Annotated in this window: 14 protein-coding genes; 7 read left to right on the forward strand and 7 right to left on the reverse strand. The window is 35.8% G+C overall.

Annotated features, from left to right (window positions below; all coding sequences use genetic code 11):
- Positions 1–7: 7 nt before the first annotated feature.
- Entirely contained in the window at positions 8–1,189 is a 1,182-nt protein-coding gene (gene dltD / locus DN393_RS12510) for a D-alanyl-lipoteichoic acid biosynthesis protein DltD (RefSeq protein WP_098103140.1), read from the forward strand.
- 39 nt (positions 1,190–1,228) lie between these two features.
- Here dltD and DN393_RS12515 read toward each other — a convergent pair whose 3' ends face one another.
- The 3 genes from DN393_RS12515 to DN393_RS12525 form a co-directional block, all read right to left on the reverse strand.
- Entirely contained in the window at positions 1,229–1,453 is a 225-nt protein-coding gene (locus DN393_RS12515; RefSeq protein WP_000558703.1) for a hypothetical protein, read from the reverse strand.
- Between the two features lie 171 nt (positions 1,454–1,624).
- Positions 1,625–2,230: an undecaprenyl phosphate transporter UptA gene (gene uptA, locus DN393_RS12520; RefSeq protein WP_064475528.1), complete on the reverse strand. Its 606-nt coding sequence runs from the start codon at positions 2,228–2,230 to the stop codon at positions 1,625–1,627.
- Between the two features lie 233 nt (positions 2,231–2,463).
- On the reverse strand, positions 2,464–3,228 hold the full coding sequence (locus DN393_RS12525; protein ID WP_000447228.1) for a DUF1836 domain-containing protein: 765 nt from the start codon (positions 3,226–3,228) through the stop codon (positions 2,464–2,466).
- Between the two features lie 259 nt (positions 3,229–3,487).
- On the opposite strand from DN393_RS12525, the gene DN393_RS12530 reads away from it, so the two are divergent.
- On the forward strand, positions 3,488–3,937 hold the full coding sequence (locus DN393_RS12530; protein ID WP_000914488.1) for a hypothetical protein: 450 nt from the start codon (positions 3,488–3,490) through the stop codon (positions 3,935–3,937).
- On the forward strand, positions 3,925–4,218 hold the full coding sequence (locus DN393_RS12535; protein ID WP_103655049.1) for a YxcD family protein: 294 nt from the start codon (positions 3,925–3,927) through the stop codon (positions 4,216–4,218). Before DN393_RS12530 ends, DN393_RS12535 begins: the two co-directional genes overlap by 13 nt.
- 40 nt (positions 4,219–4,258) lie before the next feature.
- On the opposite strand, the gene DN393_RS12540 is transcribed toward DN393_RS12535, so the two are convergent.
- The 4 genes from DN393_RS12540 to DN393_RS12555 form a co-directional block, all read right to left on the reverse strand.
- Positions 4,259–5,494 (reverse strand): NAD(P)/FAD-dependent oxidoreductase, encoded by a 1,236-nt coding sequence (locus DN393_RS12540; protein WP_149173545.1) that lies wholly within the window; start codon positions 5,492–5,494, stop codon positions 4,259–4,261.
- Entirely contained in the window at positions 5,491–5,823 is a 333-nt protein-coding gene (locus DN393_RS12545; protein WP_064475526.1) for a (2Fe-2S)-binding protein, read from the reverse strand. The genes DN393_RS12540 and DN393_RS12545 overlap by 4 nt, the downstream gene beginning before the upstream one ends.
- Complete coding sequence (locus DN393_RS12550; RefSeq protein WP_000182228.1) at positions 5,820–6,092, reverse strand: (2Fe-2S)-binding protein; 273 nt, start codon at positions 6,090–6,092, stop codon at positions 5,820–5,822. The genes DN393_RS12545 and DN393_RS12550 overlap by 4 nt, the downstream gene beginning before the upstream one ends.
- 71 nt (positions 6,093–6,163) lie before the next feature.
- Positions 6,164–7,825 carry a sigma-54 interaction domain-containing protein gene (locus DN393_RS12555; protein WP_064475525.1) on the reverse strand — a complete coding sequence of 554 codons (1,662 nt, stop codon included), beginning with the start codon at positions 7,823–7,825 and terminating at the stop codon, positions 6,164–6,166.
- Positions 7,826–8,006: 181 nt separating this feature from the next.
- On the opposite strand from DN393_RS12555, the gene DN393_RS12560 reads away from it, so the two are divergent.
- From DN393_RS12560 to dapA, 4 genes are read left to right on the forward strand one after another with little or no spacing between them, the layout of a single operon-like run.
- Positions 8,007–9,182, forward strand: a complete 1,176-nt coding sequence (locus DN393_RS12560; RefSeq protein ID WP_064475524.1) for an NAD(P)/FAD-dependent oxidoreductase — start codon at positions 8,007–8,009, stop codon at positions 9,180–9,182.
- Entirely contained in the window at positions 9,179–10,216 is a 1,038-nt protein-coding gene (locus tag DN393_RS12565) for a proline racemase family protein (RefSeq protein ID WP_149173546.1), read from the forward strand. Before DN393_RS12560 ends, DN393_RS12565 begins: the two co-directional genes overlap by 4 nt.
- Positions 10,213–11,154: a proline racemase family protein gene (locus DN393_RS12570; RefSeq protein WP_149173547.1), complete on the forward strand. Its 942-nt coding sequence runs from the start codon at positions 10,213–10,215 to the stop codon at positions 11,152–11,154. The genes DN393_RS12565 and DN393_RS12570 overlap by 4 nt, the downstream gene beginning before the upstream one ends.
- 22 nt (positions 11,155–11,176) lie before the next feature.
- On the forward strand, positions 11,177–12,073 hold the full coding sequence (dapA, locus tag DN393_RS12575) for a 4-hydroxy-tetrahydrodipicolinate synthase (protein WP_064475521.1): 897 nt from the start codon (positions 11,177–11,179) through the stop codon (positions 12,071–12,073).
- The last annotated feature ends 10 nt before the right edge of the window (positions 12,074–12,083 follow it).

Here is a 12,083-nt window from a genome sequence, read left to right on the forward strand (position 1 = left end):
AGAGACGATGAAAATGAAGCATGCTTTTGGTCCCATAATTTTAGCGTGTGTGCTTTTTTTCATTATCATACTCATTCCATCGAGAAGTTTAGTATCACTTATTAGTGATAAAAAGGTAGAAGATGCGGCAACTTCCTTACAAAAAGAAAAATTGCAAAGTGTTTTCTTGCAGCAAAAAATGTTAGAGAATTCGCAGTATTTACCGATGTATGGTTCATCTGAATTTTTACGAATGGATGCATATCATCCGTCTAATTACTTTAAAGTAAATCCCGCAGGTTTTACACCATATTTAATGGGAATTGGCGGTACGCAAAGTTTAGCTCATATATTGAATATGACGTCTACGATGGATGGATTAGAAGGTAAAAAAGTAGTCTTTGTTTTATCGCCACAATGGTTTACAAAGACAGGGGTATCACAGGGGGATTTCACTAACAATTTCTCTAAACAACAAGCATATCATTTTATTTTTAATGATGAAATAAATACTGAAATGAAGAAGCAAATTGCGAAACGACTATTAGACTATAAAGTTGTTCAAAAAGATGATATATTAAAAAATTCATTAGAAGGTATTGTATATAATGATACGAAACATAACATAAAAGCAGGTTTAGTCAAACCGCTTGCTTATATGCATCGAAATATTTTAGATCATAGAGATGTATTTAACTCTTTATTTAAGATTGAACCGATGAAAGAAAAAACAAATATAGGACTACGTTCAATTTCTTGGGTAGATGCACGTAAACATGCGGAGGAAGAAGGGAAATTGGAATCTACTACAAACACATTCGGAATTGAAAATCCGTATTACTATAAACATAATTTGAAGAAAAAATTAAAAGGTTTAAAAAACTTTAGAGCAAATGAATCATATGAAGAATCACCAGAATATGATGACTTACAAATTGTTTTAAATATATTTAAAGAGAAAAATGTTAAGCCACTATTCATTTCTGTACCTGTAAATGGACCGTGGTATGATTACGCTGGTTTCCCTAAAGAACGCCGCGAAGTGTATTATAAAAAAGTTCGGGAACAAGTTGAGAAAGCAGGATACCCAGTAGTTGATTTTTCTGGCCATGAATATGATAAGTATTTCTTAAAAGATACAATTCATTTAGGTTGGAAAGGCTGGATTTACTTTGATGAAGCAGTGCATAACTTTTATACTGAAAAATAAGTGTGGAGAAAAAGGAACGGCTATAAGCTGTTCCTTTTTTTAGTACAGAGGATTTTGATGTGGGCAATTCGGAAAGGCATGTATATCTTGAATTTGTCTAAAATCATAATGCTTCATTGCGAATTGAGCTTGATAAAGGTATTCATACACATATAATTGACCATCATGTGCTGAACATAATACACCAGAAGTTCCTTGCCCATTTATGAAAGAAATACCGATAGGGCGTCCGATTAAGTATTGTATTTTTTGTTGCCAATGCATAGGGAAATCACTCCTTTTTGAGATAATATACGAAATGGACGAGTGAATTGTTGCTTATCCATGTAAATGTTAAACTGAGGGGTTTTCTTGTGATTTCTCAAGATTAGTCAATTTAAACATAAAAAACCGCTATAGTTCGTAATGAATATATAGCGGTTTTTATTTATTATCTTAAGCAAGATTTTTACGTTTTTTTGTCCATTTTTTAATGATGAAGTATAAAAGAACGAGTATGACACCGCCAATTGCGAATGATTTCACATATGGCCCAGCAATATCATTAATATTCTCCCAATTTTGACCTAGTTTTTCACCTAAATAAATGAAAATGATAGACCAAGGGATGATTGCAAGTGCTGTTAATGTAGTGAAACGTAATAATGGCATTTTTGTAATACCAGCAGGAATTGAAATCGCATGACGTACTACTGGAATAAAGCGTGCAGTGAAAATTACACCAGTCCCGTAACGGTTAAACCAATCTTCAGCTGCATCTATATGTTTTTTATGAATGAAAATATATTTTCCGTATCGTTCTAATATAGGTCGTCCACCGTATCGTCCAAGCCAATAAATAAAGATTTGAGCAATAACGCCGCCAATTGTACCGAATACAACGGCGCCTACAAATGAGATACTACCATTGAATACTAAGAATCCCGCATAAGCAAGGACGATTTCACTTGGAATAATCTCAATCATTAGACCAAGCATAATGCCCCAATAACCTAATCCTTCAAAAAATGTTAATACTGAATGAATAAAACTACTTACCATTGTTGCACCTTCTAGTTTATGTATTTTTGAATAAATGTCCCTTTATTTAACAATGTAAAAGGTTCACTATATGTAGATTATACCTTATTTATATAGGGGATTGCTATTTCAATTCTTTTATGTCTCTCATAAGTATTATAGTGAAGGATATAAGCCCAGTTTTCATGAAGAGATAATGAAAAAATTATTAAAAATTTCTCATAAAAAATAGAAGCATTGCTGCTCCTATTTTTTTACGGTTTCACTTCTAAATTTTGTAAAAATAAAGTTGCTGTTACGTAACGTTTCGCTAACATTTGTACATAAGCGGTATGTACAGAAAGTGTCGCAATAATAATAGCGTTACGAATTGCTTCACGTTGTTCGTTGTTAACCTGATCGAACTTGCTTGCGATTTTATCAGCTTTTTCTTTTACGATGTTTTCAATTGTATGAACTGTATCTGTTGCATTTAGTTGTAAGCAATTCCCTTGATTGAGTTCTTCAAATAGGGAAGAGTATGCTCCATATAAATGAACAGGATTGATTAAGTCATCACTTCGATCGGCTGGGTCATTTACGATAAGGCGTAATAGCTTACGAATGGATTCAAAATCAAGTGCTGTTTTTAAATCTTCGACAATGAATAGTAAGGCTGCTTGTTCAATTGAATATTTTTTCCCTTTTTGAGGGGAGCCAATCATTTCTTTAATATCTCGTTTTACCCAGTTTTGCATGGCCGTTACTGAGAAACTTGTATTTTCAATCTGATTTCCAAGCGCAACTATTTCATTTAATGAAAAACCGACGTCTGTATCATCAATTTTAATCAGTTTTTCAAAAATAGGTGAAAGTGCGGTAGTAATAAAAGCAGTTACGCTTTGTCCGCTTTCAATATCTTTTTTATGTGACTTTGCCCACGCTTCTTGTAAAATACCGAGAGGCTTTTTCGTATTCCATCCTCTTAAAGATAGAAGAAGGGTAGCCATTTCGTTTCGTGTGAGATGAAATGTTTCCATCTTTTCACCTCCAAAAATATTAAAAAGTTCTTATGAACCTATAATATGTTTTGTTTCATTTAAAGTCAATTCTGTTTTGCTTAATTTTTCCTTTGTCACCAAACTGTTGTAAGTAAATAAAGCTTGCATATTTCGACAAAAGTTCATATAATAAGTTCATAAGAACCTTTAAAATGTTTTTAAAAACAAATCTATCATTCTGAATTTACTAGAAAGGTAGATTTCACATATATCTATATAAAAGGAGAATGGATATAATATGTTGAAAAAACTTGTAGCAGTCATGACAGCATTCATGGTTATCTTTGGAGCTAGTAGCTTCATGTTTGTAGATCACGCAGCAGCGAAGAGTTACAAATCTGGTAAAAAATCATACACACCAAGTTCTGGTCAAAAGTCAAAAGTTGATTTGAACAAAAAAGATACTAACGTGAATTCACAAAAAACAACAACAGATTCAAAAAACAAAGCAACAAACACAGCACCAAAAAGTAATAAAGGAAGCTTTATGAAAGGTTTATTACTAGGTGGTCTTGGTGGTTTACTAATGGGTAGCTTATTTGCAAATATGGGAGCTCTTGGTTCTGTATTAGCGTTTATGGTAAATATGTTAGTAATGGCTGGTATCGTAATGTTAGCAGTTCGTGCATTTAAATACTTCAAAGATCAACGTAAGAAAAAGGCAGATGAAGTAGCATGGAAACAATAAAAATTTCTGAACAAGAATTAATAAATGCACTTTGCGTATATATCGCTGAAAAAAGACAAGTCGGTCCAGAAGAAGTTTTAGTTGAATTAATGTATGACGATGACTATGGTTTCTCTGCTGAAGTAGAGGTAAATGGTCGCAAACAAATTTTAATTCAAGCGAACTTAATCGAAGCACTACGCTTATTGCTTGATAGAGAATATAATGTCAATTCATTTGCAGCAAGGTTACAACTTGAATTAGACGATGAAGAAGGCATTTACGCATTAGCAAAGTTTTAATAACTCAAATGAGTAGAAAAAAGAGCTGTTGAGAGTAATCTCAGCAGCTCTTTTTAGTATGTGCATATGCTAGGGAATAATCACGCCAAATTTCATTCATTTTCCGTCTACCGACATCAATCATCGGGTTAAATTGAATGGCAGCTTGTTGTCGTACGGTATGTACATGTTGGATCGCCTGTTGCAAGTGTAGTTCAACCGAATGGGATTTTGTATTTGCTTGTTTTACGATTGAATATCCAGCAACAGTTCCTTGTGCCATAGCGATTTTTCCGCTTTCAATGCCAGCTATATTGCCGGCTACAAATAAACCGGTAAGAGGGGTTTCCATCGTTTCGGAATGGAGAGGAACGTGCCCGCCTAATTCCGGAATGTAACGGAAAGGACAACCAGCTACAGCGGCTAGCTCAGCAAGAGGGTATAAGCCACCGGCAATACAAACGAAGTCTGCCTCATATATTTGTTCCGATCCAGTTATGATGTTTCCTTTCGTATCAATAGTAGCAACGCGTACACCTTTAACTTGATCTGTACCGATAATTTCAAGAGCTGCTTTTCGAAGGTGAAGCGGTGTGCCATTTATTTTCATACCGTTATTTGGATAGAAGTTTAATCCAGCTTGTTTCGCCCAATTATATTTCATCAATCGACTACCTATACGTAATAAAGGCGAAGGGGCAAGGTGTGCAGCATGTAATAGAGAGTTTAAAACTTCTTCTGGTTCACCAGCCTTTTGACTTAATTCACTTTTTTCAGGAAGTACGATATGTTCCACTTTAATACCTGCTAATTGTAATTCATTTAAAATAGCGAAGGACAAAATGTTAGCACCAATGATTACTCCTTTTCGCCCAACTTGAACGCGATGTACATTTGTCATTACTTGGGCTGCCCCGATTGACATGACTCCTGGAAGTGTCCAACCAGGAAGGGGAATGGAGTATTCAGCAGCGCCAGTAGCAAGTAAAACGAACGGTGCTTCTAACGTACCGATATTCGTATGTACGAACCAAGAACTTTCATCATTATCTAAATTATAGACGGAAATGCCGCATCGAATATCAACTGAAAGTGATTTTGCTTCTTCGTGAAGGCGTTTTGATTCTTCTATTCCGTTCCACCATTCTCCAGTAGGTTCTTGATGTAATTGTCCGAGCAACCTTCCGCCAGGCTTCATAAATTCATCAATAACAAGTACATTTAGTCCAAAATGAGCACAAGAGATGGAGGCTGACAAACCTGCTGGTCCAGCTCCGATAATAATGACATCGTTCATCGCTTTTTCACCATCTCTCTCACGATATTTGGATGCTGTTTGCCGCTATCAACTACCATATCTTTTTCAACAACAGTTAAGCATGCTCGTACGTTCGTTTGATTGTTTACTGTCACGCGGCATTCAGAACAATGCCCGATATTACAGTAAATACCTCGCGGTGTTCCGCTATCTTCATGCACTCTTAAAGTTCTTATTCCGTTTGCAAGTAAAGCCGCCCCAATCGTTTCATGTTCATAGGCTTCATACTGTTGCCCGTTAAATTGGAAAGTGATGCGCTTCCTACTATTTAAACTTCCTAAAATAGGGTGATGTGTAATTCTATTCATTGATTTTCACCTACCGCTCCAAAGGTAACTGCGCGAACTGGTGGTTGATATTTTAATGGAATTTCATTAGTGTTTACGTCGGGATTTGCACTTTCAATCATTCGATCTATCATCATTCTACATGTGCGGCCACCGCAAAATCCCATGCCAGCACGTGTTCTTAGTTTTAATTCTCTTGCCGAGCATTTATATGCAGCAATTGTCGATTGAAGTTGTCCGTATGTAACTTCTTCACATCGACAAACAATTAAGTGATCTTTATTCGTCATATGTATTCCTCCTCTAGTTCGGTTTTCACAAATTATTATGCAAAAACTATGCCAAAATAGAGAAGGAAGGTTTATTGTAACCCGAGTTTTTTTAGGCGGTTATATAAAGTGGCCCTCGTAACACCGAGCTGTTTCGCGCATTCTAATTTATTCCCATTTAAAATGCGTAAAGCCCTCTCGATGACTTTTTTCTCATGTTCATCCATCTCTTCTTGTAAGGAGAGGATTGTATGATTGTTGCTGAGTAATACGGAATGAGCCGTATGATTGTCTAACGTTTCAGTTGTATGAAATGGTAAATATTCTTGTTTTATAATCCCGTCAGTCGCAAATACGACAAGTCTTTCAACGACGTTACGAAGCTCGCGAATATTACCTGGCCAATTGTAATGAAGCAGTTCATGCATAATGCTAGAAGGTAAGTCACGAATTGGTCTGTTGTAGTTGATTGAAAAATCGTTTAAGAAAGAATAAGTTAATTCAATAATATCCTCGCGTCTTTCTCGCAGCGGTGGAATATGCAAGCTAACTACATTTAGGCGATAGTATAAATCTTCTCGGAACGTACCTTTTCTCATTTCTTCTTGTAAATCACGATTTGTAGCCGCGATAATGCGGAAATTAATATGAATCTCTTTTTCTCCACCAACTCGGTAATATTTTCGTTCTTGTAGTACACGCAATAGTTTTACTTGCATATCGAGCGGCATTTCTCCTATTTCATCTAGAAATAAAGTACCGCCTTGCGCGAGCTCTATTTTACCCTTTTTGCCTTTACTACTTGCACCAGAAAACGCCCCGCGTTCATACCCAAATAATTCACTTTCAAATAACGCTTCTGGAATGGCGCCACAGTTAATTGAAATGAAAGGTGCCTTAGCTGATTCACTTGCTTCATGAATCGCTTTTGCAAATACTTCTTTTCCAACACCACTTTCGCCGAGTATTAAAACAGTTGATTTCACCGAACAAACTTTTCTAGCTAATTGTATCGTTCTTTGTATAACAGGGCTTTTTCCATTCATCGCAAGGAAAGGGTCGGATTCATCTTTGTACTTTGCAACCTCTTGTTCTAAACGGTGCATTTCATGTGACATATTAAATAGTTTTTCATTTAAAGCGACTTGATTTGTTACATCAGTTTCTGAAACGACAGCTCCGATAATTTCATCGTTACAATACACTGGATTTGAATTAATTAATACGAACAAATCTGGACGAGGCTGATGGAACTGAGCAATTATGCTTTTTCCGTCATGTAATGATTGCAAGATTTCCAAATCTTTATAGTCAAAAAAACGAGTGATAGGTTGTCCAATAATTTCAGTATAGTTGACTGAAAAAATCTTTTCGGCGCCATCTGTCCAAGTGCGAACACATTCTTTATCATCGATAACTGTAACAGAAGAATCCGTTGTTTGTATTACGGTGTTATAAAAAGATTGTAGTTCATTGTATGACTTAATAAGAAACGGAATGATTTGCTGAGACGTTATACAGCATATAGGCTCTTTATTTTTGTTCATTACGATAACGGCCATTTCATTAGAAAACGCGTCAATTAAAGCAGTGAATGAGTCATCTTCATATATAACTGCGCAGTTATATTCTTCTGTAGTAGAAGGGCGGTAATAAAATTTTTCGTTAACTTGCTGGGTAGGTTGCATGCTGTATGTATGATCGATGGATAAAATTTTTAGAAATTCTTTTATTGTGGGAAATGAGAATGCCATATTGTCCTCCTGTTATGTATAAAAATTTTGACAGTGATAAAAAAATAATACACCTATTTACGATAAATTTAAAATATTTTTACAAATAAAAATATTTTTTATAAAAAGTTTATATATGTATAGTTGGCACGTCAATTGCATGAAAGAAAGTGAGGGATTAAAAAGAAGGGAGGGGTGCTACGTGAGGCACTGTGACGTTTTAATAATAGGTGGTGGAATTATAGGCTGTTCTATCGCTTATTACACATCAAAATATGGAAGAGACGTAACAATCATTGAAAAAGGAGAATTTGTCAGTGGGACGTCTTCACGGTGTGACGGGAATATTTTGGCTATTGATAAAGACCCAGGATTTGATAGTCAAATGTCGTTAGTAAGTCAAAAATTAGTAAATGATTTAAGTGAAGAGTTAGAGCACTCATTTGAATATAGGGCGCCAGGAAGTATTCTCGTATGTGAATCAGATGAAGAAATGGCAGCAGCACAGCAATGGGTGAATCGTCAAAAAGAAGTTGGGTTACCGTTCCGAATGCTTGATAGGCAAGATATAAGAGCGGAATCGCCATTTTTTGCGGACGATTTATTGGGTGGTTTAGAATGCGCAACGGATTCTACTGTAAATCCATATCTCCTTGCATTTTCACTTTTAGCAGAGTCGAAAAAAATGGGTGCGAAAGCTTTTAATCATACGGAAGTAAAAGAAATGAAAAGAGATATAGACGGTTCCTTTATTGTAGAAACGACTAACGGGACGTTTACCGCGAAGCAAGTGGTGAACGCAGCTGGTGTGTGGGCTCCAAAAATCGGAGAAATGTTGGATGTAAATATCCCAATTGAACCGAGAAAAGGACATATTATTGTAGCTTCAAGGCAACAACACGTTGGTTGCCGTAAAGTAATGGAATTTGGTTATTTAATTTCTAAATTTGGCGGAAAACGAAAAGTGGATGCTTTAACTGAGAAATATGGGATAGCTCTTGTGTTTGAGCCGACAGAAAGCCAAAATTTTTTAATTGGTAGTAGTAGAGAGTTTGTAGGCTTTCATACGAAGATAAACAACGAGGTTATTAAATGTATTGCAAACAGAGCAATTCGTTTTTATCCGAAAATGGCGGATATGATGGTGATTCGTTCATATGCTGGATTACGCCCGTGGACAGAAGATCATTTGCCAATCATTTCACGCGTGGAACATATCCCGAACTACTTTATCGCCGCGGGGCATGAAGGGGATGGCATTAGCCTGGCAGCAGTTACAGGGAAAGTGATTGAAGAGTTGTTAAATGAAAAAGAAACAATCATTCCTATTGAACCACTTCGTTTGAGTCGTTTTACAGAAAGGGTGTTAAACGGATGAGGTCACAAAGAGTCTTTACGACGATTGATACACATACGGGCGGGAATCCGACGAGGACATTGATAAGCGGACTTCCAAAGTTAATTGGAGAGACGATGGCAGAGAAGATGTTACATATGAAAAAGGAGTATGACTGGATTCGCAAATTGTTAATGAATGAACCGCGTGGTCATGATGTAATGTCAGGAGCATTATTAACAGGTCCATGTCATCCTGAAGCAGATATTGGTGTTATATACATAGAGACAGGTGGATATTTACCAATGTGTGGTCACGATACAATTGGTGTATGTACAGCTTTAATTGAATCAGGTTTAATTCCGGTAGTTGAACCGATTACTTCGTTAAAGTTAGACACGCCAGCGGGCTTAGTTGAAGTTGATATCTTTGTTCAAGATGGAAAAGCGAAAGAAGTCTCTTTCTGTAACATACCAGCTTTTTTACTGAAACATATTACTGTACAAGTTGAAGGAATCGGAACTGTAGAAGCAGATATTGCGTATGGAGGGAATTTTTATGCCATTATCGATGCGAAGTCAGTAGGTTTAGAGTTAGTACCGGAAAATGCATCTACAATTATCGATAAGGCAATTCATATTAGAAATATCATTAATGAGGAATTTGAAATCATTCATCCGCAGTACTCGTTTATTAGAGGGTTAACCCATATTGAATTTTATACAGATCCTACTCATGAAAGTGCTCATGTGAAAAATACAGTTGTCGTTCCGCCAGGAGGAATTGATCGTTCTCCATGTGGTACAGGAACATCAGCGAAGTTAGCTGTATTATACGCAAATCAAAAAATTGAAGTGGATGAAGAGTTTATTCATGAGAGTATCGTTGGCTCTTTATTTAAAGGGTGCGTCATAAATACAACATCTGTAGAAAATATTGAAGCTGTCGTAACGAAAATTACAGGTTCAGCTTGGCTTATGGGGATGCATAGATTTTTTTATAATGAAAAGGACCCACTGAAAGAAGGCTTTTTGCTAATTCCGCCGATGGAACATGAAACGGAGGATGTAAAATGAACATTCAAAAAATGTATACAACAGTAGACGTACATGTAAATGGTGAAGCATTTCGTGTAATGAAAGATGTACCATGCAAATACTACTACAGTTTAGAGCAATTAAACGAACAATTTTCAGGTGAATTAGCAGAAGGAATGAAGCTTTTATTAAATGAGCCACGTGGTTTTATCGGATTAAATGGATGTATTGTCGTTCCTTCTATTCATATGGAAGTCGATGCCGCTGTATTATTTTTTAATCATGAAGGATCCATTCCGCTTCATTATGGAGGCATTGTCGCAGTAATAACGATGTTACTAGAAAGCGGGTATTTAAAAAAGAGAGAGACGAACCAATACAAAATCGAAACGCTATCTGGTATATTTTCAATCCATGCGTATGTAGAGAATGATGAAGTTGTATCAGTTTCGTTTGAAAGTAAACTATGTTATAGGATTGAGAAAAATTTACAAGTGGGTAATATAAGTTACTCTCTCATTCAAGCAGATAAAGTATATGCAGTTGTAGAAAAAGATACGTATTCACCAGACATTCGTATTGAAAACATTTCTGAATTGAAAAAATGGGGAGAAGCTACACTACAAGCTATACAAAAACAGTCGTTAATAAAAAGGCTTATTTTAGTAGATTCTTCGCAGAAAGATAAGAACTATATAAAATCGATTACATTTCATGAAGATAACTTTATCGTACGTTCGCCAGGTTTTGTTTCTACTATTGTATCTTATGTTGATGCGTTATTTAAAAATGATTATTTGGCGGATAAACCTTTTATAAATGAAAGTATATTTAATAGCTTTATAACAGTTGAAAAAGTGAAGAAGGAAGAAACGGGTTACATTTTCAGTTTTGAAAGTAGAGGATTTATTACAGGGATGCAGACGTTTCTATTAGACCCTACAGATCCATTTCCGACAGGATTTTTATTAAAATAAAATAGTAAAGGGAGAGATAAATATGAAAAAAATTAAAGGGGCATTTCCAGTATTGATCACACCGATGGATGAGTTTCAAGAAATTAATTGGAACGGTGTAAAACAAAACGTAAACTATTTTATCGATCAAAAGGTAGCTGGCATTATTATTAATGGAAGCACAGGTGAGTTTGTTAGTTTATCAAAAGAAGAACGATTTAAAATGGTAGAAACAGTATTAAAAGAAGTTGATGGCCGTATTCCAGTTATTGTAGGAACTGCAGCAGAAACGACGAAAGAAACGATTGAATATACGAAACATGCAGAAGCACACGGAGCGGATTGCGCATTAATTATTAACTCGTACTATTGTAAGCCGAAAGAAGAGGAAATTTATTTTCATTTTAAAGAAATCTCAAACGCTGTAAATATACCAATTATGTTATACAATAATCCGTTTACATCTGGTATCAATATGAGTACAGAGCTCATGCTACGTATTGGAAAAGAATGTGAAAATGTTACACATATTAAAGAATCTAGCGGAGATATTCGTAAAGCAAGAGATTTAGTAAGACAAGGCGAAGGTGCTTTTCAAGTATTCTGTGGATCTGAAGATTTAGTTATGGAATCTTATTTAGTAGGTGCAACGGGATGGGTTTCAGTAGCAGGAAATATTGTACCGGGACTTGTTACGAAAATGCATGAGCATTTCCAAAATGGTGAATTAGAAAAAGCCTGGGAAATAAACGATGCTATTTTACCTCTTTGCGAGTTTCTTGAAGGATCAGGAAAATATGTACAAATCGTTAAACGCTCAATGGAATTACACGGACAAGCGGGGGGGCCTTCTCGTTATCCGAGACTCGGATTAACTGAAGAAGAAGATCAAAAACTTCAAACGATTATTTCAAAAATTGCAGCTCATGCAGCTGTTTAAATAAGGAGGA

The organism is Bacillus sp. BPN334 (assembly GCF_008368885.1).
Taxonomy (GTDB): Bacteria; Bacillota; Bacilli; order Bacillales; family Bacillaceae_G; genus Bacillus_A; species Bacillus_A wiedmannii.

Coding starts and splice junctions, on each gene's coding strand:
- dltD (WP_098103140.1), top strand. CDS start 8: ATGAAAATGAAGCATGCTTTTGGTCCCATAATTTTAGCGTGTGTGCTT.
- DN393_RS12515 (WP_000558703.1), bottom strand. CDS start 1,453: ATGCATTGGCAACAAAAAATACAATACTTAATCGGACGCCCTATCGGT.
- uptA (WP_064475528.1), bottom strand. CDS start 2,230: ATGGTAAGTAGTTTTATTCATTCAGTATTAACATTTTTTGAAGGATTA.
- DN393_RS12525 (WP_000447228.1), bottom strand. CDS start 3,228: ATGGAAACATTTCATCTCACACGAAACGAAATGGCTACCCTTCTTCTA.
- DN393_RS12530 (WP_000914488.1), top strand. CDS start 3,488: ATGTTGAAAAAACTTGTAGCAGTCATGACAGCATTCATGGTTATCTTT.
- DN393_RS12535 (WP_103655049.1), top strand. CDS start 3,925: ATGGAAACAATAAAAATTTCTGAACAAGAATTAATAAATGCACTTTGC.
- DN393_RS12540 (WP_149173545.1), bottom strand. CDS start 5,494: ATGAACGATGTCATTATTATCGGAGCTGGACCAGCAGGTTTGTCAGCC.
- DN393_RS12545 (WP_064475526.1), bottom strand. CDS start 5,823: ATGAATAGAATTACACATCACCCTATTTTAGGAAGTTTAAATAGTAGG.
- DN393_RS12550 (WP_000182228.1), bottom strand. CDS start 6,092: ATGACGAATAAAGATCACTTAATTGTTTGTCGATGTGAAGAAGTTACA.
- DN393_RS12555 (WP_064475525.1), bottom strand. CDS start 7,825: ATGGCATTCTCATTTCCCACAATAAAAGAATTTCTAAAAATTTTATCC.
- DN393_RS12565 (WP_149173546.1), top strand. CDS start 9,179: ATGAGGTCACAAAGAGTCTTTACGACGATTGATACACATACGGGCGGG.
- DN393_RS12570 (WP_149173547.1), top strand. CDS start 10,213: ATGAACATTCAAAAAATGTATACAACAGTAGACGTACATGTAAATGGT.
- dapA (WP_064475521.1), top strand. CDS start 11,177: ATGAAAAAAATTAAAGGGGCATTTCCAGTATTGATCACACCGATGGAT.